At 47.4% G+C, this 20,650-nt stretch carries 19 protein-coding genes and 2 rRNA genes (1 of these 21 only partly in view); 13 read left to right on the top strand and 8 right to left on the bottom strand.

What is annotated here, in order from left to right; genetic code table 11:
* The 4 genes from COV52_00845 to COV52_00830 form a co-directional block, all read left to right on the top strand.
* Positions 1 to 96: ribosomal RNA gene (locus tag COV52_00845) — 23S ribosomal RNA — on the top strand; its annotated part reaches 1,023 nt to the left of the window's first position; the annotation flags it as partial.
* Between the two features lie 114 nt (positions 97 to 210).
* Positions 211 to 326: ribosomal RNA gene (gene rrf / locus COV52_00840) — 5S ribosomal RNA — on the top strand.
* A 370-nt stretch (positions 327 to 696) separates the two neighbouring features.
* Positions 697 to 1,182: a hypothetical protein gene (locus tag COV52_00835; GenBank protein ID PIR12090.1), complete on the top strand. Its 486-nt coding sequence runs from the start codon at positions 697 to 699 to the stop codon at positions 1,180 to 1,182.
* A gap of 28 nt (positions 1,183 to 1,210) precedes the next feature.
* Positions 1,211 to 1,612, top strand: coding sequence for a hypothetical protein (locus COV52_00830; protein PIR12089.1), 402 nt, complete (start codon positions 1,211 to 1,213; stop codon positions 1,610 to 1,612).
* Positions 1,613 to 1,676: 64 nt separating this feature from the next.
* On the opposite strand, the gene COV52_00825 is transcribed toward COV52_00830, so the two are convergent.
* Positions 1,677 to 2,483 (bottom strand): phosphoenolpyruvate synthase regulatory protein, encoded by an 807-nt coding sequence (locus COV52_00825; protein PIR12088.1) that lies wholly within the window; start codon positions 2,481 to 2,483, stop codon positions 1,677 to 1,679.
* A 131-nt stretch (positions 2,484 to 2,614) separates the two neighbouring features.
* Here COV52_00825 and COV52_00820 point away from each other — a divergent pair, with 131 nt between their 5' ends.
* The 4 genes from COV52_00820 (at position 2,615) to rocD (ending at position 9,372) form a co-directional block, all read left to right on the top strand.
* Positions 2,615 to 4,690, top strand: coding sequence for a hypothetical protein (locus tag COV52_00820; protein ID PIR12087.1), 2,076 nt, complete (start codon positions 2,615 to 2,617; stop codon positions 4,688 to 4,690).
* Between the two features lie 66 nt (positions 4,691 to 4,756).
* Positions 4,757 to 7,120, top strand: a complete 2,364-nt coding sequence (locus COV52_00815) for a phosphoenolpyruvate synthase (GenBank protein PIR12086.1) — start codon at positions 4,757 to 4,759, stop codon at positions 7,118 to 7,120.
* Between the two features lie 3 nt (positions 7,121 to 7,123).
* Positions 7,124 to 7,999: an arginase gene (locus tag COV52_00810; GenBank protein ID PIR12085.1), complete on the top strand. Its 876-nt coding sequence runs from the start codon at positions 7,124 to 7,126 to the stop codon at positions 7,997 to 7,999.
* A 176-nt stretch (positions 8,000 to 8,175) separates the two neighbouring features.
* Positions 8,176 to 9,372: an ornithine--oxo-acid transaminase gene (rocD, locus tag COV52_00805; protein ID PIR12084.1), complete on the top strand. Its 1,197-nt coding sequence runs from the start codon at positions 8,176 to 8,178 to the stop codon at positions 9,370 to 9,372.
* Positions 9,373 to 9,422: 50 nt separating this feature from the next.
* Here rocD and COV52_00800 read toward each other — a convergent pair whose 3' ends face one another.
* From COV52_00800 to COV52_00790, 3 genes are all read right to left on the bottom strand, one after another.
* Positions 9,423 to 9,893, bottom strand: coding sequence for a hypothetical protein (locus tag COV52_00800; protein PIR12083.1), 471 nt, complete (start codon positions 9,891 to 9,893; stop codon positions 9,423 to 9,425).
* Positions 9,894 to 10,066: 173 nt separating this feature from the next.
* A complete protein-coding gene (locus tag COV52_00795) occupies positions 10,067 to 10,918 on the bottom strand; it encodes a 2OG-Fe(II) oxygenase (protein PIR12082.1) in 852 nt (283 codons plus the stop codon).
* Between the two features lie 53 nt (positions 10,919 to 10,971).
* The gene (locus tag COV52_00790; protein ID PIR12081.1) at positions 10,972 to 11,853 is read right to left on the bottom strand and encodes a 2OG-Fe(II) oxygenase; all 882 of its coding nucleotides are present in this window, start codon (positions 11,851 to 11,853) and stop codon (positions 10,972 to 10,974) included.
* A 350-nt stretch (positions 11,854 to 12,203) separates the two neighbouring features.
* On the opposite strand from COV52_00790, the gene COV52_00785 reads away from it, so the two are divergent.
* Positions 12,204 to 14,795, top strand: coding sequence for a hypothetical protein (locus COV52_00785; GenBank protein ID PIR12080.1), 2,592 nt, complete (start codon positions 12,204 to 12,206; stop codon positions 14,793 to 14,795).
* Here the strand turns inward: COV52_00785 and COV52_00780 are convergent.
* The 3 genes from COV52_00780 to COV52_00770 are packed head-to-tail and all read right to left on the bottom strand — an operon-like array spanning position 14,738 to position 17,171.
* Entirely contained in the window at positions 14,738 to 15,697 is a 960-nt protein-coding gene (locus COV52_00780; protein ID PIR12079.1) for a tRNA dihydrouridine(20/20a) synthase DusA, read from the bottom strand. The two genes, COV52_00785 and COV52_00780, sit on opposite strands and share 58 nt — an antisense overlap.
* Positions 15,697 to 16,878, bottom strand: a complete 1,182-nt coding sequence (locus COV52_00775; protein PIR12078.1) for a lipopolysaccharide assembly protein LapB — start codon at positions 16,876 to 16,878, stop codon at positions 15,697 to 15,699. Before COV52_00775 ends, COV52_00780 begins: the two co-directional genes overlap by 1 nt.
* Positions 16,878 to 17,171, bottom strand: coding sequence for a hypothetical protein (locus COV52_00770; GenBank protein PIR12077.1), 294 nt, complete (start codon positions 17,169 to 17,171; stop codon positions 16,878 to 16,880). The genes COV52_00775 and COV52_00770 overlap by 1 nt, the downstream gene beginning before the upstream one ends.
* On the opposite strand from COV52_00770, the gene COV52_00765 reads away from it, so the two are divergent.
* From COV52_00765 to COV52_00750, 4 genes are all read left to right on the top strand, one after another.
* The gene (locus tag COV52_00765) at positions 17,170 to 17,478 is read left to right on the top strand and encodes a hypothetical protein (protein ID PIR12076.1); all 309 of its coding nucleotides are present in this window, start codon (positions 17,170 to 17,172) and stop codon (positions 17,476 to 17,478) included. The genes COV52_00770 and COV52_00765 overlap by 2 nt on opposite strands.
* Positions 17,475 to 18,419, top strand: coding sequence for an adenosine deaminase (add, locus tag COV52_00760; protein ID PIR12075.1), 945 nt, complete (start codon positions 17,475 to 17,477; stop codon positions 18,417 to 18,419). The genes COV52_00765 and add overlap by 4 nt, the downstream gene beginning before the upstream one ends.
* A gap of 251 nt (positions 18,420 to 18,670) precedes the next feature.
* Positions 18,671 to 18,925, top strand: coding sequence for a hypothetical protein (locus COV52_00755; GenBank protein ID PIR12074.1), 255 nt, complete (start codon positions 18,671 to 18,673; stop codon positions 18,923 to 18,925).
* The gene (locus COV52_00750; GenBank protein ID PIR12073.1) at positions 18,922 to 19,257 is read left to right on the top strand and encodes a toxin-antitoxin system HicB family antitoxin; all 336 of its coding nucleotides are present in this window, start codon (positions 18,922 to 18,924) and stop codon (positions 19,255 to 19,257) included. Before COV52_00755 ends, COV52_00750 begins: the two co-directional genes overlap by 4 nt.
* Positions 19,258 to 19,265: 8 nt before the next feature.
* On the opposite strand, the gene COV52_00745 is transcribed toward COV52_00750, so the two are convergent.
* Positions 19,266 to 20,636, bottom strand: coding sequence for an MFS transporter (locus tag COV52_00745; GenBank protein ID PIR12072.1), 1,371 nt, complete (start codon positions 20,634 to 20,636; stop codon positions 19,266 to 19,268).
* Between the last annotated feature and the right edge of the window lie 14 nt (positions 20,637 to 20,650).

The following is a 20,650-nucleotide window of genomic DNA, read 5'->3' as shown; positions in this document are numbered from 1 at the left end:
ACGTTGATAGGCTGGGTGTGGAAGTGCAGCAATGCATGGAGCTAACCAGTACTAATTGACCGTGCGGCTTAACCATATATTACCCAAATATTTGGGCTAAGAGAAAATCGAGCTTTATAAGCTTGTGTTGTGAATACGCCAAAGATTTCTTTGGACATATTAAGTTTTGCTTCGGCAAAGCGTTTTAACAATGTGTCTAAAAACCGGTTTCCTGGTGACAATAGCGAACGGGTACCACCTGATCCCATCCCGAACTCAGAAGTGAAAACGTTTAGCGCCAATGGTAGTGTGGGGTCTCCCCATGTGAGAGTAGGACATCGCCAGGTTTTAAATTCTAAAAGCCCGATAGTGCAAACCGCTGTCGGGTTTTTTTTTTGCTCTCACATGGGCAGCCCCGGGCCCACTAAGCTCGGGCATCCGGCCCTCGCTAAGTGCGTCCAGGGTTTCACATCCGTGTGAAACCCGTTCGAGCGGATCAAAGCGTTGCTTTGATAGTGTCCGCTCTTACCCTCCTGTGAGAGTAGGACATCGCCAGGTTTTAAATTCAAAAAGCCCGACAGTGGAAATACTGTCGGGCTTTTTTTTTGTGGCTAGTGTTGCTGCTTTTCACTTCTAATCTCGACGAATTTGAAAGCTGGTGATAAACTGCTCAAGCCGTCACATGACGGTTAATTACAAAAAAAGGGGAAATATCCAATGAAACTATCTAACTGTTTGTTTGTATTGCCGCTGGCAGCGCTATTATCGACCACGACAATGGCGGCTACGAAAACTGTCGTCATACCCGCTTTATCTGGGGGAGAGTTTAAGTACCAGATTCCACTTGATGAATGGATCGGGTTTCATAGTCAAGCTATCGATTTTTTGGATAATAATCCTAATAATGTTTACGAGGTAAATTGTCGCAGTGAAGAGTATAAGCCCACCGACCCTAAAGTTGTTCTTGGATCGGTTAAAGTCATCTTTGGTGGGTCTAAACCGGGTGATGAGAATCATGATCGATACTATTGGGAATCGGCGAATATTATGCCGGGCCAAGCAAGCGGACCACTTAAAGTGTCTCCGCAGGATCATGTAAGCATCGCCGACACTGCGATGATATTGATGGTCAATTTTTCCAATCTTGATTTCAGTATATACCAGCAAGCACATATCGATTGCACGTTTAAGCAAGTCAGTTAATGCGTTTGTCTAACTTAGGAGATTTATCATGAGATTATTTAAAATGACAATAATGGGCTTGATGGCTTTCGGTGCGGTCGGAACCGTATTCGCTAACTCATCGCTTGTTAAAGCTGGGCAGTATATGAATATCCATCTTGCGTCGACGCAGCCTGAAGGCTTTAAATTTTCAACGGCTGCTGAGTCTGGTGAGCACTACAGCTTGACCTGCTCTAATACTAGCTACAGCTATCCTGTTGAGCTTTTCCATTCGGTTAAAGGCAGTGATGACATGGTTGAGCAAACTATCCAGCCTGGCGGCTATAAAACACAGGTTATGATTGATCCTTTTGAACCCAATACCAGTGGAGAGCTAGTCATGCACTTGAAGTTACCTTCAGATCTTCAGTCTGCGACTGCTACAGTTGAGTGCAGGCTTAAATGGTCCTAACACATTGTTTAAAGAGACTATGAAAAAGCCCGCGTAAAGCGGGCTTTTTTGTGCGTAGCGCTAATCAAAACCTTTTCTCAAGCTGCATCGCCGTGATGATGTTCGTCGCGATTTCTTCGATCGACAAGCTGGTGGTATCTAAATAGGGCACGCCGTCTTGCTCAAAATACTGGGCGACTTTGTGCAATTCTTTTCGGCATTGTTGAATGTTGGCATATTGGCTGCCCGGTAGGCGTTCTTGGCGAATTTCACTTAAGCGCTCCGGGTTGATCATCAGGCCAAAGAGTTTTTTACGATGCTTTGAAAGACAAGCTGGTAGGCCTTCGTGCTGTAAATCTTCTTCGGTCAGCGGATAGTTCGCGGCGCGAATACCGTACTGTATGGCTAAGTACAGCGAAGTGGGGGTTTTGCCGGCACGTGAAACGCCGGTGAGAATAACGTCGGCCTTTTCATAGTGCTCGGTTTTTAAGCCATCGTCATGTTGCACGGCAAAGTCAATCGCCTCGATACGGTGCATATAACGGTTAATGTCTTTCATACCGTGCACGCGGCCTGTTTCACGTAGCGCTGTTTGGCCAAAATGCGATTCAAGTCGTTTTAAAAACGTGGCAAACAAATCGATGTATTCAAATGGCTTGTTCAAAAATACTTCGCGCAAGTTAGGGTCCACGATGCTTGAAAACACGATGACTTTGTCTTCTTCGGATTCTTTGGCTAGTTTGTTGCTGAGCGTTTGGGCTTTTTTCAGAGAGTCCACAAACGGGATGGTCTCAAAGCGGTAGCGTAAATCCTTAAACTGGCTTAATAGCGTTTTGGCGAAAGATTCGCTGGTTAAGCCTGTGTGGTCTGAGATGCAGTAGATTTTGTACATGGGCTTAGGATAGCGCTTAAGCCGGAATTTCTCAATTTAATACTGTCTTAATGAAACAAAGCTAACATGGTGTTTGTGAATCACTCGAAAAGCAGTTATTGAGGGCTGTTTCAATACGTAGGAGAACCTTAGTGCCTCATCGTCCTCGTCAGCAGCAGCCTTCATTAGTCAAGGAAAGCCCTGTGCGCCTTGATCAACTAGTGACAATTCAGAACCTCGAAGAGCAGGCAACAAGACTTGGTGTAAATATTCGTGAGTTTTATACGAGTTTAATAGCTTTTACGTTGATATCTTATCTTATTGATTGGGTTTTCATTGACCCGACAAGCCCGCTAAACGATTTGTTTTCTCGTTTTGAATCAACATTACGTTCACGTTGTGAAGGCTTGGCTAATCAGGCAAAGGATCGTATTAAACAGTACGCTGATGGCAGTTTATTGAAGCTCGCACGTCAAAAGTTAGATGATGTGAGGGCTAAACTCACGCCTGCACAGTTAGAAACTGAGAAATTTAGAGTACTGCTAAACCAAGCGGAAGAGCAGTATCGAGAGAGTGAAAAGAAACATGCCAGCATGGCAACCTCGACTTTGCTAAACCGCTTGAATGATGCTAACCCTTCCAAGCTTGAAGCCATTTATCAGCGCTGTACTTATTGGCAAGCCATTGAGTATTTAACCTTGCCAAAAGGTTTGTTTATGCTGCTTGCAAAGCGCGCCATGGATCGATTTTTTCGCCAATACCCGCTCTTTGGCGAAGCCGGCAAGCCTTGTTCAAGCAAAGCTTTAAGTGTGCTTTCTGAGCAAGAGGCTGGTGACTACATTGATCGTCTTAAACGTTTTTGCACTTCGCAAACCCGCAAAGCGGATATGTATTGGTATTTGCGCAATGGCATCTCTGCAGCGTACCTTGCATGGCATGTCTTGTTTCAGTCTGCCAGAGTGAATGTGTCGGATGATGAACATGCTTCAGCGGTGCCTGCGATGTTTTTCACCAGTGCAGTATCGAGCTTGGTCGAAAGTGGGATAAGTTTTGTGGCAAAGCGATATCGGGCTTGGCGCTTACCTTCTACTATCAAAAAACAACAAGCAATACTCTGCGATGTCTGTGATGGCCTGGGGGTGAGGCCTCAACACGTTGAGAGCTTGGTTTTTGAGCGTGATAGGCTAGACCGTGTTTATTTTAGGGTTAGCTTGCCAACATTTATTGAGAATTTTAAAGGAAGGCAGTGGGTAAAAATCTTGCACCGCCTGTTTTTTGAAGCCGGTTTCGAGGTGGTCGCGTCTGGTGGTTCAGAGCTTTTTATTCGCGCAGATTTTAAGTGTTCATTGGATCAACAGGTGCGGTTAAAGCAAAAAATCGCAAGTATCAATGTTACAATCAAAGAGCTTAATTTTATTAAGCAGCAGGTTGTTCGCATTATGAAAGCGACCCGCATCTCTGCGCAATTCATACCCGGGTTTGATCACGACACGGGCTTGCCGGTTGATCACTGGGAGGGTTGTGTGCCCGTTATGCAGAAAGCCGCCTTAAACGACTTGTTGGCAGTATTATTTTTACCAGAAAACATTCGATATACGGAAGAAGATGGCAAGCTCTATTTTGACGTTACGGGTTCCAGGCGTTTGGAGTCAGCTAAAGAGCAAGAGTGCATAAACAACTATCAACCTGCATTACGGGTGATTGAACCAACAAGAGCTGATTCGGCAGCGTCGAGCACTGAAGCAGCCGTACAGCCGGGCGTGTTAGATGAGCGCCTTCCTAAAGCGCGTCGTGTTAGACTGGAACAGCCCTATGAGGCAGATAGTGCTGCACCGGCCAAGCCGATCCGTAAGCAGGCGCACTGGGGAGGGGTTCATTATGATTCAGAACATCCCAGCCCCAATCTTGTCATGTTGCAAAATGGCCATGCCCCCGCGGGGCGGCAGTTTGCTCTGTGGACATTAACGCCTGAGGATTTTCCAAGCCAAGAAGCGTATGAGGCCTGTCATCGAGTGTTTCTTATGGCTACAGTGGTTGGGGCTAAAGGTACGCAGGGCTTTAAGTACTGCGCCAATACGGAAAAAGATGGCTGGTCTAGGTCTGCTTTCTTTTCCGAAATGAAGGTCAAGGTCAAGGGTGAATGTGGCGACTTTCGTGTGCAAATGGATAAGCGGCTTGCTGATGGTGGCGAGTCTTTGTATACAACGCGAGCGGTTACGCGGCATTAATGCACAGGTGCTGGCCACCCAAAGCCAAACTCGTTATACTCCCTGGGTCCAATTCCAGGGGGTTTTATGGCAGCACAGTACATCAAATGGTTCAACGAAGTCGGCATGAGTGATGTCGAATCGGTGGGGGGGAAAAATGCCTCTTTGGGCGAGATGACCCAATCGTTGACCGATTTAGGTGTGCAGGTGCCGTTTGGCTTTGCCACCACTGCACAAGCGTATCGTGATTTTGTGACCCAAAATGATATCGAAGCGAAAATCGACGCCTTGGTGCGCGACTTGGATGTCAGCGATGTGAAAGCCTTGGCCAAAGCCGGCCAGGCCGTTCGCGGGCTCATTCTCGATGCCCCGCTGATGCCAGGCTTTGAAGCTGAGATTGCCGACGCGTTCAAAACCTTAAGCCAAGACAACCCAGAATTTGCCGTGGCCGTGCGCTCATCCGCCACGGCCGAAGATTTGGATAACGCGTCTTTTGCCGGCCAGCAAGAAACGTATTTGAATGTGCGCGGTATCGACAGCGTACTGACCGCCATTAAAAACGTCTTTGCCTCGCTCTACAATGATCGAGCCATCGCTTATCGCGTGCACCACAAGTTTGACCATGCCAGTGTGGCGATTTCTGTCGGCGTTCAACAAATGGTGCGCAGTGATTTATCCGCCAGTGGTGTCATGTTCACTTTGGATACCGAGTCCGGTTTTGATCGAGTCATGTTTATCACGTCGGCGTATGGCTTGGGTGAAGCGGTGGTGCAGGGCAGTGTGAACCCCGATGAATTTTATGTCTATAAACCAAATATCGACACGGATAAACCCGCTATTTTACGCCGTAATTTAGGCTCTAAACTGCATAAGCTGGTCTACGCGAAGGCCGGTAGTGCCGAGCTTATCGAGCAAGAAAGTGTGGATGAAAATGCACAGCATCAATTTTCGATCACTGATGACGATGTAGAAAAGCTTGCGCACTACGCCAAAATCATTGAAGCACATTACAAAAAGCCGATGGATATTGAGTGGGCGAAAGATGGTTTGAGTGGTGAGTTGTTCATCGTGCAGGCGCGACCTGAAACGGTGAACTCGCAACAAAATACGAATGTAAAAATCACGTATAAACTCGAAACCAAAGGTAAAGTCTTAGCCGAAGGTCGTTCTGTGGGTCAAGCCATTGGCCAAGGTCGTGTGTGTTTGATCAACGACTTAAGTGAAATGGATCGCATGAAAAAAGGCGATGTTTTGGTGACTGAAATGACTGATCCGGATTGGGAGCCGATTATGTCGCGTGCTTCAGCCATTGTGACCAATCGAGGTGGTCGTACCTGTCACGCCGCGATTATTGCGCGCGAATTGGGTATTCCGGCTGTAGTGGGCTGTGGTGATGCCACGGATAAATTACAGGCTGTCAACGCGGTGACGGTATCCTGCGCAGAAGGTGACACCGGCTTTATTTATGAGGGTGAATTGGCGTTTGAAAAGCAAGAAACCGCTTTAGATAATTTGCCTGAGTTGCCCGTGAAAATTATGCTCAATGTCGGTAACCCCGATCGTGCCTTTGCCTTTACGAAAGTGCCCAACGAAGGCGTGGGCCTAGCGCGTTTAGAATTTATTGTCGCGCAAATGGCCGGCATTCACCCGCGTGCTTTATTAGAGTTTGATCAACTTCGTAATGAACGTTTGAAACAACAAATCGCGAAAAAAATTGCAGCCTACCGTGATCCGGTTGAATATTATGTGGCGAAACTCACCGAAGGCATGGCCACGATTGCCGCGGCCTTTTATCCGAAGATGGTGATTTTCCGCTTGTCGGATTTTAAATCGAACGAATACGCGAATCTGTTGGGCGGTACCTTGTACGAGCCGCACGAAGAAAATCCGATGCTCGGCTTTCGAGGCGCCTCGCGTTATGTCTCTGATGAATTCAAAGCGTGCTTTGCATTAGAGTGTGAAGCGGTCAAGCGTGTGCGCGAAAAGATGGGCTTGGATAATGCCAATATCATGATTCCTTTTGTGCGCACCTTGGATGAAGCCAAAGCGGTGCACGAAGTACTGGAAGAAAACGGTCTTCGTCGCGGAGAGGGTGGACTGAAAGTCATGATGATGTGTGAAATTCCATCCAACGCCTTATTGGCCGATCAATTTTTAGAATACTTTGACGGTTTTTCTATTGGTTCGAACGATTTAACTCAGCTCACGCTCGGCTTGGATCGTGATTCTAGCATTGTGAGTAAAGCGTTTGATGAGCGAAACCCTGCGGTTAAGTGCCTATTAAAAATGGCGATCGATGCTTGTAAAAAACAAGGCAAATATGTGGGTATTTGCGGCCAAGGCCCATCAGACCATCCAGACTTAGCTGAGTGGTTATGCCAACAAGGTATTGAGAGTTTATCGCTCAACCCGGATTCGGTGATTGATACGATGCTGTTTATGGCGAAGTAAACAATGAAGAAAACACCCTTGCATTTAATTGGTTATGCTTCTGGTTTGGCTGCTGGGCTTTCGGGTACCGGCGATGGTCCGTTGGCGTTATCCCAGTCGCCGTATTTCAGCAGCTTGGCTGAGGCGGGCATCGATGCGACGTGGTTTTCTATGATTAAAGCGAAGCTCGTGGGCGATAAATTTCACAACATCGTTGATGGCTTGCATGAGTTGCGCGATGCGGTGCGTGAGGCTGTGAAAACCGGCGAGTGTTTTGCCACCATCGGTGGCGACCACGCTTCGGGTATCGGTACTTGGACGGGTGTGAAGCGCGAGATCGATGGCCCTTTGGGCTTGATTTGGGTGGATGCACACATGGATGCACACACGCCCGAGACATCGCCTACAGGAAATATTCATGGCATGCCGATCGCATCACTGCTCGGCTATGGCTACCCAGAACTCATCGCAACCCCGCCGGTGCTATTGCCCCAAAATATTTGTCTAATCGGTATTCGGGATTACGAAGACGGTGAGGCTGCGTTATTAGATAAGCTTGGCGTAAAAATCTTCTATGCTGAAGATGTTGCCCGCCTAGGTCTTAAGGCTGTGCTTGCAGAAGCTAAACGCATCGCGCAAGATGGCACGGTAGCGTATGGCTTGAGTGTGGACTTAGACGGCTTGGATCCCAGCCATGCGCCGGGTGTGGGCACACCGGTTTCTGGTGGTTTGGATGCTAACGCTTTTTGCGAACATTTGCCGATGCTGCTCGATGACCCTCGTTTTATTGGGTTTGAAATCACAGAGTTTAATCCGCATTTGGATGTGGAGCATCAGACTGAAAAACTCATGTTTGAGTTGATTATAGCGGTGATGCATAGCAGCTGTTTTAGGTGGTAGCCGTCATTGCGAGAAGCGAAGCGACGTGGCAATCTCCACGTTACTTAACAAGATTGCCGCGCTCACTATCGTTCGCTCGCAATGACGCTAGCGATAAAATGTAGCCTAGGTTGAAGAGCATCGCGACGATAACCCGGGAAAGGTAAACCTGAAAACAACATCAAAGGTAAAACAGAATGAACAACACCATCGAGCTTGAAAAACACTATTGCGCACCGAACTACACCCCCTTGCCGGTCGTGCTCAGCAAGGGCGAGGGTATTTATGTATGGGATGACGCGGGCAAGCGCTACATCGATATGATGAGTGCGTATTCTGCTGTCAGCTGCGGCCATGCGCATCCTGGTATTTTAAAAGCCTTGCATGAGCAAGCTGCTAAGTTATCTTTAGTGTCTCGCGCGTATTACACCGATCAACTCGGCCCGTTTTTAGAAAAAGCGTGTAGCTTGGCTGGTCAAGAAATGGCGATCCCAATGAACACAGGCGCTGAGGCGGTTGAAACGGCCATTAAGGCGGCGCGCAAATGGGCTTATGATGTAAAAGGCGTGGCCAAAGACAAAGCCGAAATCATTGTTTGTAAAAATAATTTTCATGGGCGCACGATCACGATTGTGAGTATGTCATCGGAAGAAAGTTATAAAGCTGGCTTTGGTCCACTCACACCGGGCTTTAAACTGATCGAATACAATGATGTTGATGCGCTAAAAAACGCTATCAATGAAAACACAGCCGCGTTTATTGTCGAGCCCATTCAAGGGGAAGCCGGCATCATAGTGCCGGATGATGGCTACTTGAAAGCTTGCGCCGAAGTCTGTCGCGATAACCATGTTTTGCTCATTTGTGATGAAGTGCAAACTGGCTTGGCGCGCACCGGTAAATTATTTGCTTATGAATATGACGCTATTAAACCGGATGGCTTGATTTTAGGTAAAGCGCTAGGCGGCGGCGTATTGGCGGTGTCTTTGTTTTTATCGCGCCGTGAAGTGTTACATGGCTTAAGCAGTGGCACACACGGCTCAACGTTTGGCGGTAATCCTTTGTCAGCGGCGGTGGGTAGTTGTGCATTGGATGTGATTGTCGATGAAAAGTTGGCGCAAAATGCCTATGAGCTCGGCCAGTATTTTAGAGATCAATTGCGCGCGATGAACTCGCCATACTTTAAAACTATCCGTGGTAAAGGTTTGTTGATCGGTGTGGAGTGTGATCAATCGATTATGCGCACGCGTGACTTTTGTTTGAAGCTGATGAATTTGGGCTTGTTAAGCAAAGAAACCCATGAAACGGTCGCGCGCTTTGCGCCACCTTTGGTGATCACAAAAGCGCAGATCGATGATGCGTTAGGGATGATTCGTGAGGGGTTGGGGTCGCTTTGAGGTTGTTTTGAAAAGCCATGCTGTCATTATCGTAGCATGGCTTTTTTGTTTTAAATGCCGATGTAAGTTGAGTCGAGTTTGTTGCCGATACGCTTATTAGCGTTAAGTGTTACATCAGTGTTCGTCACAACAACGGTATATGTTGTGTTGTCAAGGCCGTCAGTATAGTCTCCGCAAGCAAAATTGTTGCTGTCCATGCTGCCTAGCGTTAGTGCCCATCCACCGGTTTGATAGCCACCACAATGTTGAGTTGAAAACTGAAGGCTGGGGGCGTAAATCTTTGCGGTGTGTGCTTGACCGTTTTGATCTGTGTATTGGATTGTGTCGCCATGCCAATATCCATCATCAGTATATGCGCCAACTAGTCTTGATGTTGTTCCTTGGGGAACAGTCAAGGTTTCCGACGGATTACTAACGGTCAGTGTATAATCTGAGTCATTTGTTACAGTGAAAGCCTGTATACCTGCATATGTTGTTGCAACAGAAGCCACGGCTAAGGCTAAAAAAGCTAATTTTTTCATTTTCATACCCATATTGTTTTTATGTTGGCCACATTGTATGCAATAATTGTCTTTTTTGCAAGTGATTTCTTACAAAAATAATAGCAAAAGCGCGGGTATTTTGTAGGAAATTGGCCGCCTATCCCGATTTCGACGTGAATTCTAAGGTAAATCTGGCTAAAGTCAACACTGACTCACGCCCTGTCCAGCCCCAGCTCTTTTTGTCGCTCAGCCCAATAGCTTGCTGCGCTATGTTGATCAGATAAACGCACTTCAGGGCGGGCGTGTAGAAACAGTGGTGACGATAGGCGCGCTTGTTTGGCGGCTTCGCCTTCTGGGTTGATCACGCGGTGAATGCTTGAGAAGTAATACCCCTTGGCACACTCTTCCAACATATCGCCCACGTTGACGATTAGGTATTTCGGGTCGGTGGGCACAGTGTGCCATTGGCCGTCTTTGCCGAGCGCTTGTAGGCCGTCGGCTGTGGCGGCTGGTAGCAAGGTGAGTAAGTTAATATCACCATGAGCCGCAGCGCGCACCGCGTTAGGCTCTTCATGGCCTGTGAGTGGCGGGTAATACAAAATGCGAAATAAGGTGCGAGGTGAATTTTTAATCATTTCGCTCAAGGGCATGGAGAAGTGTGCACGAATCTCTTTGGGCGTGTTTTCTTCTAGCCAGCCTAATAAGGTGGAAGCGACGTCAATCATTTGTGTCATAAGTGTGCGCGTTTTGTCCGATAGCATCGCCGGGTAACGGCCATGCAAATACAGATGGAAAAATTCTTTCAAATCTTTTTTCGCGGCACCTTTGGCGGTTTCAGACTTATCAAAAGGAATGTAACCATCGTGGCTGACTGGGTCAAAAGCGTAGTCAAAGCGGCGCTCATCGTGAAAAAAGGCTTCCCATTCTGCGTAAACATCGGCAATGAGTTGTGGATTGATCGGGTGATTCGTTAATACACCGAAGCCTGTTTTGTGCACGTAGTCTGAAAAAGATTGTGATGCGTCGTCAGCTTGAAAATCCACTGCGTTTAGTTGCCATGTCATCGTTTGTTCCTTCGTTTGGATGATTGTCAAACGCCCTAAAGCGTTCGCTATTTTTAACTCAGTACGCCGTTCGCACGCAAATACTCGCGGCTAAACTGCCTTGCAGTGTAGCGAGCAGATAATCTTACGTCATCGCGTGGGTGTACAAATAAGGGGGTCGACATGCGCTCTTTACACGCGGCGTCACCTTCGGGGTTGACCACGCGATGCGCCGTGGCGCTTAAGTGCCCATGGGTGCATTCGGTCATCATATCGCCCGTATTAATCACGATATCGCCTGTGGTGTAATCCACATTCAGCCATTGACCCTGACTATTTTTGACTTGCAGACCAGGCATGCTCGGTGCAGGTAATACTGTGAGTAAGTTACTGTCGAAATGTTCGGCAGCACGTACTTCTTCAGGGTGCTCTTCGCCACTCAGTGGCGGGTAGTGAATCACGCGCATCAAATGTTTGGATGAGCCCTCCACCATTTTGGCCAAGGGCATGGAAAGCTTGGTTTTGGTGGCCTCAGGCAGCTGCTCATCGAGCCAGCCCAGCAACGTGGCGGCAATGCGGCCTAGGTTATTGTGCAATTTTAAAGCGTTGCCAGAAAGTTCGTCGGGGTAAAGGCTCCAGGTGTACACATTAAAAAACTCCATCAGGTTTTTGTGGGCGGTGCCTTTGGCATTTTCTCTGCGAAATGGCGCATAGCCTTCTTGTGTGTCATTGATCCAAGGGTAAGCGTGCTGTTTGCCCGAGTGGTAGAACTCGCGCCATTCATCGTGGACTTGCTTGAGCAGATCATTATTCAGCGGGTGATGAGTCAGTACAGCAAAACCTGTATCTTTCAAGGATTGGTAAAAATCGCGATGCGCATTCGGCGACTGGAAATCGATGGTCAAAACGCTCATGTCTAGTTCTCTTTTTGTTTTAACGCGGGCGAAAGATAGCATAATTTAGCGAGTCCAACCACCTAAAACACCGCGATTGTCGGGGCACTTTTTCGGGGTTAGATATCGAAATGTAGCGCAAAGCGCGTAATCCGGGAAAGCCAAAAAAGAAGAGGTCTTTCGGCGCGTTAATAAAAGGTTAATCTTTAGCGAGTATAACGTTAGGGTGTGTTGGCAATGGGTGTTTCCGACTGCAAATCAAGCGAAATCGGTCAAAAACTACAGAAATTTCATGGCATAGGCTCAGCTTGTGTTTCGATTTTTTTCATTTTTGTCTCATATCTTGATTTTCGTTTCGAAAAACCCATGGTTAATACGCCCTAAAAATAAATAAATAATATTGGGTTATAAGCATGCTAGAAACGCCAGAAACGCCAGAAACGCCAGGAAATACCGTCCTCGGAAAAAGAACCGCAGATTCAGCAAACCTGCCGCCGCCACCGGCTTTGCGCGCCACACCCGATTCAGCAGAACTAGATTCAGCAAACCTGCCGCCGCCACCGGCTTTGCGCGCCACACCCGATTCAGCAGAACTAGATTCAGCAAACCTGCCGCCGCCACCGGCTTCGCACGTCACACCAGATCGGATTGACGCCGCTATTGGGGAGCAGATTGATGCGTGTTGCCAGACCATGTTGTGGAATCTCCAAGCGGGTATACACCCATCTACCGGTTGGTTAGCTACCATAGTCAATCATTTATGCATAATACACAGCTTAGAGCTAACACCTTTTCGCTTCGAAAAAGCGTTTATTCAAGGGATCCTAACAGCAACAACATCCGTAGGCTTAAGCCTACGCGTCAGGGCGCTACTAGCGTGTTATCAAGCCTCTCCACCCGATCAAGTTGTCTTATTTCATGAAGTATTGGCCGACTTTAGTTTACATCAGGCTAAGGCGGATCAATTAAAAGAACTTGCTGATGATCCAGATGCGCTAATGGCGGTGAGCGTTGCTATCATACGGCGCAAGGGCTTGAGCTGGGAAGATTTAAAAAAAATATGGTTAGCTGTTTCTTCTATTGATGTCTTAAAAATTATTAAACGTATTTTTGTAAGAGCGCTAAGAGAAGCCGACCCCGAGTTCATTATGGCCTGTATCAATGCTTGCGTTCCTGGCTATACGTTTAACTATCGAGTTCCCGATGGCCCTCTCATTTCAGTCCATATTGCCATTTTCACCGTCACGCATCTTATGGAATACACGCGAGAGGATACGTCAACACGTGATATTGTGTTAAAAAAACTGCTTGAGTGCTCTCTATCTATCCTATCGTGGTTTCCGGCAGTCTTGCCTTTCTACGATAACAATCCTTCATTGCTTGTTTCAAAACTGCGCGATCTCATTCCCGAGAGTCAGCATCGTGTCCTCATCGTGGACAGGTTATTAGGGGGCATAAAAGATCAAGCGAGTCTGGATTTGCAGGCTGATTCTATCCTTTTAGCATTGCTCAACAATATCGACCCCACCATGGTTTTAGCTTCTTTAGTAAGGCATGAAATAAGGTTTAGCCTGTCGACAGGAATAATAAGGTTGCTAGACGATGAAACTCGTTACAAGATCCTAAATAGCGCCGGACGCATAGGGTATCCGCTAATGCCTGTCAGTGACTCGGGCCAAACGGCACCGGCGCCTTCTACCCAACAGCCTATAGCGACGACGAGGCTTCTATTGAGACACAGCGAGCCCTCTCCAAGCCTTTTCGAGGTGATTTATCAACAGTGGGCAAGCAATAAAACAAATGAAAATGAACAACTATTAATAGGCTATTTAAGTAGAGGTAACGGCAGCATTGCGTGTATGTTAAATCTTCAGATAGACACATGCGAAGAAATTTTTCAACTTGCCAGAGCAGCAAGGCGCGGTGTGAGCGATATCATGATATTCGAAGCACTACCAAAAAAAAGTATAAATTCTGCATTGATAGCGCCTTTATTCCGTTACTTTAAAAATATTCATCAAGATATTCTATTTATAAACATTGCAATGAGCAAGTTTCAGGAAGAATCATTTTTTGTCTTATTGAAGACACTGTTAGATACCATTAATGACGATGAAATAGAGCGGGATATTGAACGGTATATCCAAGCTATTTTATTAACAGACTTTTTTTTACACCGCACAGTGCAGACTGGCGCTCTATTTGCTTTTGCATTGCAAAGTATCTGTAATGCCAGCCAATTAACTGAGTTTAGCAAACTATTAGGCGTAGGCGAGGGTGACGGAGCTTGGACACACGAGGCGCTGATTGAGTTTAGCTTGCGTCATTCAAAAAAAGATGTCGTTAAGATGATTAATACTGTCATGCCTAATAAAAATGTTGATGATCCGGCAACCCAGAAAAACTTAATCCTCATCGCACAACGCCTACTAGATTTTCAGATGAATGCCCATATAAAGGCGCTCATTACCTATTTACTCACACTGAGGATCGACAGGAAAACTGTACGAAAAAAACCGGTTTTCTTATTCATGAAGCTGATTAGTCTGGCGGGCAAGGCGCAGCTTCAGTCTATCGCCGGACTTTTTTCTCTGGAGTCAGCTCAGCTTTTTGAGCAGCATGTTTGTCGTTACCCAAAAGAGTGGGTAACGCCTGAGGCAAGCGAGTATTTCTTAAACTGCCTGCGACAAATAGGAAGCCGCTCTGAAGCTGCAGCGGGGGCTTTACCATTGGATTTAAGCGGAAGCTCAGGCTCAAGGGTATGCGCGGGTGGCAATGGCGCGGCTTTTTTCGGCGCGCCAAGCCCAGCAGGCGCTGGTCAGGACTTTCTTTTGGGGCCAGGCAGCCCAGCAGGATTTAGCTTGCTTGGCGGAGACCCCGTATCCCCTCTCTGCGGCGATGAATTAGGGGCGCTTCTTAGCGGGGCTGGTTGTTTGCCTCAGTTGCCTCAGGGTGCTCCTGAAGCGGCAGCGTCTAGCACCTCAAGCCCCGCATCACTTCGGTGAGCTTGCTCGCTTAACGTCCGGCGCCAGTGCCTGGCGCCAGGTAAGCCATTAAAAAGGCCGAGCATATGGCGGGTGATGCTGTGCAGGCGTGTGCCGTGTTTGCGCTCAGCTTCAATGTAGGGTTTCATGCGTTCGATCACGTCATGTCGAGTGAGGATGCTTGTTTCACCGAAATAGCGTTGGTCAATTTCAGCGAGAAAATAGGGGTTTTGGTAAGCTTCTCGCCCGATCATCACACCGTCGATAAAGGGTAGTTCTCTATCAATGTCTTCGTAGGTTTTAATACCGCCGTTGGTCAGTATTTGTAAGTGTGGAAAATCGTTTTTCAGTTGATGCACGCGCTCGTAATGCAAGGGAGGAATTTCACGGTTTTGTTTGGGGCTTAAGCCCGAAAGCCAGGCTTTGCGTGCATGCACAATCAAGCATTGGCAGCCAACTGCATCTAGGTGTTGTACGAAGTTTACAAGGAAAGCATAGTCATCGTGATCATCGATGCCAATGCGCGTTTTAACGCTCACAGGAATCGCGCAAGCTTGTTGCATAGCATCGATGCAATCAGCGACAAGCTTGGGCTTGGCCATGAGGCAAGCGCCAAATTGTCCGTTTTGCACGCGATCGCTGGGGCAACCCACATTTAAATTAATGCCGTTATAACCGTGTTTTTCTGCGAGGTTCGCACAGTGTGCAAGCTCGTGAGGATTGCTGCCGCCGAGCTGTAACACCACGGGTTGTTCTGCAGGGTTGAAGTGCAAAAAGCGCTCGGCATTGCCATGAATCAGTGCGCCTGTGGTGATCATTTCTGTGTAGAGTGTGGTATGTCGCGTCAGTTGCCGATGGAAATAACGACAATGGCGATCCGTCCAGTCCAGCATGGGTGCGATGGTGATGTGAGAGGGCTGCATTATTGTTGCGTTTTCTTATCGTTATTTGAGCCAGCGGGTGAAAGTGTTTCCCAATTTTTACAGCTTGGGCATTGCCAGTAGGCTTGCTTGGAATAAAAACCACACTCACTGCATTGGTAGTCCGGTTGTTCGGCTTGTAAGCGTTGGGCTAATCCGTGAAGTATCATCAAATCCTCTTTGACCTCAGCTTTTGCTGTTTGCAATTGTAGACCAATTAACTCATTTAAACCAGACAGTGACGGGGTTTCGCGTAAAAGCTCACGTAATGTCTTGATTTTAGATTCGGTGTCGATGTCTTTGTCTTGACTAAAGGCTTCAAGTGCTGCGTGCATTTTAGGGTGGTGCTCTAGCATGTCTTGTATGGCTCGTGTTAGTGCAGCCTGGTCTTGTTTTTGCGTATAGATGGTTGCCCGTAGCTTGAAGGCTTCTTCGTTGTTCACGTGTTTGATGATCTCAAGGGCCTTGAGCGCTCCATCAAGCGCGCCCTGAGTAAAATAAATGTTTGCGAGGGTGAGCTGTGCCCGGGCGCACTGAAGGTTGTGCTGGAGCGCGAGTCGACACTGGCGTTCTGCTGTGTCAAAGGCTTTCTTGTGTAAGGCTATTTCGGCAAGCTCGCAATGATACTGGGCAATCCTAACAGACATATCGACTTTGGATTTGTTCATCAATAGCTTTGCCGTATCGATGGCTTTGCCCCATTCTTTTTCCTGTTCGTAAATGGAGAGTAAGGATTTTAAGCTGATATTTAAATGCTGACCTAGGTCAATCAGCTCTAGAAAAAGTTTTTCAGCACGATCGAGTACGCCCGCACTTTGGTAGTCTTGCGCTAGGGCTAAAAGCGCTTCTAAACGGTAAGCGGTTTCAAGCTTGGGGCGTGCGATGAGATTTTGGTGGATGCGAATCGCGCGATCCACTTGGCCGCGTCTGCGAAACAGAGCGCCAAGGGTTAAATGTGTTTCAACCGTGTCTGAATCAACCTCGAGCATTTTGATAAATAAATCGACAGCTTTATCGGGTTCTTCGTTGAATAAGAAATTTAAGCCCTTGATGTAGTCTTTGGGTAGGCGGCGCGGTGTTTTTTTCTTTGGTGAAAAGCGCGTTGGTTTGGCGCCTCGCTTAGCAAGGTACCAGCCCAAGTAGCCTGCGGCTAACAGTAGCAGTAGTAGCGAGACGCCATGCATTAGAGGTGATTATCCTTCACAGGTAGCTGCCTGAGGTTTTCAATTTCTTGTTCGGCGTGTTTCAGTTTTTTGCGAAGGCGTCGACGCTCTAGGCGTAGTCGCCAGACTTTCGGTAGCATCACGAGCACGCCAATGATGATCCCAATCGCGAAACTGATGGCCATGAGTAATGATAGTGGCAGGGCTTGTTCGCCGCTGTAGTAGTGTACGGTCACGGTGTCCGAGTTAAGTACGGCAAAGGTGATGCCGAGCAAAATTAAAATGATGATGATGACATAGCTGAAGTAGCGCATGGTTGAGATTCCTTATACAACAGGGGTTTATCATAGCATAAATCTTTATAAGGTTAAGCTTGACAGGGCTGGCATTAAAACAGGAAACGTCCATTTTTGGTCGATCTTGAACGCAAATTTTCTTCAACGTGCTCATGTACTTGCATGTACACTGCGCTGTTTCATCAAATTTGCGTCCAACCTCCCCTCAAAACTGAACGTTTGTAGTCAATTTAAGCAAAATACTTTTAATGGGACAACCGTGTTAAGCTTGAGCCTGTGCTGCCCAGGCGGTATGATGCGCCCAAAAAATGGTAAGACATCATGACAACGATTCACACGATTCCCAAAGCCGAGCTGCATGTGCACTTAGAGGGTGCGGTGCGGCCGGCGCTCATTCGTGAAATTGCCCAAAAGCGCGGGGTGGATTTGCCTCATGCCATCATGTGCGCTGACACGGATACGGTGAAGTGGTCGGATTTTTCTGAGTTTCATGTGATTTATGACGCTATTGCCAGTGTCTTAAAAACCGATGAGGATTTTTACACTATCGCGCTGGATTATTTCGAAGGCTTGGCCAAAACGAACACACAGTACAGCGAAGTGATTATTTCACCCTATGTGGCGAAAGCCAATGGCGTGGCGTATGAGGTGATGCAGTCAGGCCTTGTTGCAGCGGCAGATGAAGCGAAAAGGCGCTGGGGGTTGACTGCCCGTTATTTGTTGTCTATCCACCGCCATGAAGGGCCGGCTAAAGCCGATCATATTGTGCGGGAGGCCATGAAAGTTTGTCATGAATATGTGGTGGGTGCCAATATTGCAGGCGATACCATCCAGCATCGCTTATCAGTATTTAAAACCCTGTGTCGTGATATTAAATCTCAAGGACTGGGTTTGAGTGTGCATGCCGGTGAAAGTACGCCTGCGTCTGAAATGATCGAGGCTTTAGATGTCTTGAAGGCTGATCGTATTGGTCACGGTGTGCGCTGCGTTGAAGACGAGGCGGTGTTGGCTCGCGTGGTCGACGAGCAAGTCATGTTGGAAGTTTGTCCCAGCAGTAATATCGTGCTCGACTTTTATAAGGATTATGAGCACCACCCTTTGCATCTCTTGAAAAAGCGCGGCGCTAATGTCAGCTTAAACAGTGATGACCCCACATTTTTTGGTGCCTGGTTGGAAGACGAATATCAAGTCGCTATGGATCATTTTGGCTACACGGCGCTCGAGCTTGAAGAGCTCACTCGGCGCACCATGGCCGCCCGTTTTTGAGTTGAGCGTCTAGGGCGTGTCCTCATTTGCTTACCTGAAGCGAAAAGTGTAGGAGCTTTGCGGCCAGGAGAGTCAATGAGGCCCTAGCAACGGTTCGAAGAATGCATTAAGATGCAGCTCTTCGTTTGTCCTTCTTTATTCTTTTTCTTCAGTCTGTGTGTTTTCGCGCAATCTCCTTTTTGGGCTTTAAGGCTTAAGCAACTAAATTTAGTTGCTTATTGTGTTTGCTATTGTAGAATGAGGCGTGTTTTGTGAATAAGCAAAGAAAATTAATTGAGCGATTTTTGGCTGAGCCTACTGACTTTAGTTGGGCAGAGCTCGAGAAACTATTAAAACAGCTCGGCTATGGTGAACTGAGCGCAGGTAAAACCAGTGGTTCACGTGTGAAGTTTGCTCATATTGAGTATCCGCCGATTTCTTTACATAAGCCGCATCCGGCAAATAGTTTGAAACGCTATCAACTGAGGCAATTGATCAAAACGTTGGAGATGAGAGGCCAGTTATGAAAACATTGATTAAACACAAAGGTTATTTTGGCTCGATTGAGTTTGACGCCAAAGACATTATTTTTTATGGCAAGCTAGAGTTTATTAAAGCCTTGGTTTCTTATGAATCAAAAACCGCGCAAGGCATTGTAAAAGCATTTCGTGAGGCGGTGGATGATTATTTGGATACCTGTGCTGAACTTAAGATGGCGCCAGAGCATCCGTTCAAAGGTTCGTTGAATGTTCGTTTGGGGCACGAACTACATAAACAGGTTGCGATTAAAGCGTCACAGCATGATGTCAGCGTGAACAGTTTTATTTGTACTGCGTTGCAAGAGGCTTGCGCAAGTTAAGCTATATTTTAAACCTGTGTTGCACTGCTAGGTGTTTCTTCGCTCATTAAATCATTACGGCAAAACGTTTCACGCACGCGCAGGCTTAAGCCTATTGCAAGGATGAGTGCGACGGGCAAAATAATAATCGCAGAGTTGTAGTCACCTGGTGCGTACTGTGTGATGTGTTGGCTGGCGGGGTAATTCCAGTGCATGATCCACCCGAACAAGGGCTGGGTGATCGCGCTGCCGAGATTCAATGTGATGGCCACAATGCTCAGTGCTGAGCCTGTGAGCTGAACAGGATTACACTCAGCCATGGTGGGGTAAGAGATCACTTGCCCGCAGGCAAAAAATCCGAGCGCGAAAAACAAAGCCATCAAACTGCTCATGGAAAGATAAGGGTCGTACAAGATCCACGCTACAGTGCTGAGTGTGAGCAAGGCGGTGAGGATCATGGGTGATTTTCGTCGTGTGATTTTATCGGAGAACCAGCCAAGCACCGGCGAGCCCAACATCATACCTAAAAAAATCATGCTGGTGATGTTGCTTGCGTGCGTCGTGGTAAAACCGCGGGCTTGTGTTAAGTACATCACACCCCAAAGCTCACCTAAAATGACAATCGGCAAATACATTAGCGTGGTGTAAGCACCGCAGATCCAGTTTTGAGGGTTGCGCGTGACTTTCGCGATTTGCTTAATTAGTGAGAGTGACTGTGTGGATTGTGGCAAGATGGCATTGTCGGGCTTGTCTTTGAGGGCAAGCAGCATGAATACCCAAATCAGCACACCACTGAGACCGTTGATCATGACCGCGTGGCGCCAGCCTACGTGTTGAATCAGCAACGTGAACGGGGTTTGTGCCACCACGCCAGCAATCATGCCGATCGTAATAATTAAGCCCATGCCGAGTGCTAAGCGCTTGTGGCTTAAAAAGCGAGAGGCCAGTGTCATGCTACCTAAAAAGGCAAAGGCGTTGCCAATGCCGGCAATGGCATGCGCAGTTGTGGCCACGCTTAGCGATGTGGTGTAAGCAAAGAATAAGGTGCTGATGGTGCATAAGCCCATCACAATCAGCATCAACCCTTTCGCTGAAAAGCGATCCAGCAATAAACCGGTGGGGATGAGCACGATGGCATCAGCCAAAAAGTAGGCACCGGATAAGTTGCCGAGCTGCGCGGCTTGTAAATGAAACGATACCAGCAAATCCTGGCTTAAGCTGTTGAATATGGCCATTTGGAAAAACGCGTAATAAAAGAAAAGAGCGCCAGCCAGGCAAACAAAAATGGCGCGTTTAGATGGGTTCATAAGGGGTCCTGTCCATGACGTTGCATGGTTTGCGAGTCTAACAGAAAGGAAAGTGCTGGGGTAATAAAAAATGCCCCTGATATGCAGGGGCATAGGCTCTGCTCAAC

This window comes from Gammaproteobacteria bacterium CG11_big_fil_rev_8_21_14_0_20_46_22 (assembly GCA_002796245.1).
In the GTDB taxonomy this organism is placed as follows: Bacteria; Pseudomonadota; Gammaproteobacteria; order UBA12402; family UBA12402; genus 1-14-0-20-46-22.
Note: the sequence above shows the minus strand (reverse complement) of the source record. Positions and strands in the feature narration are given on the sequence as shown.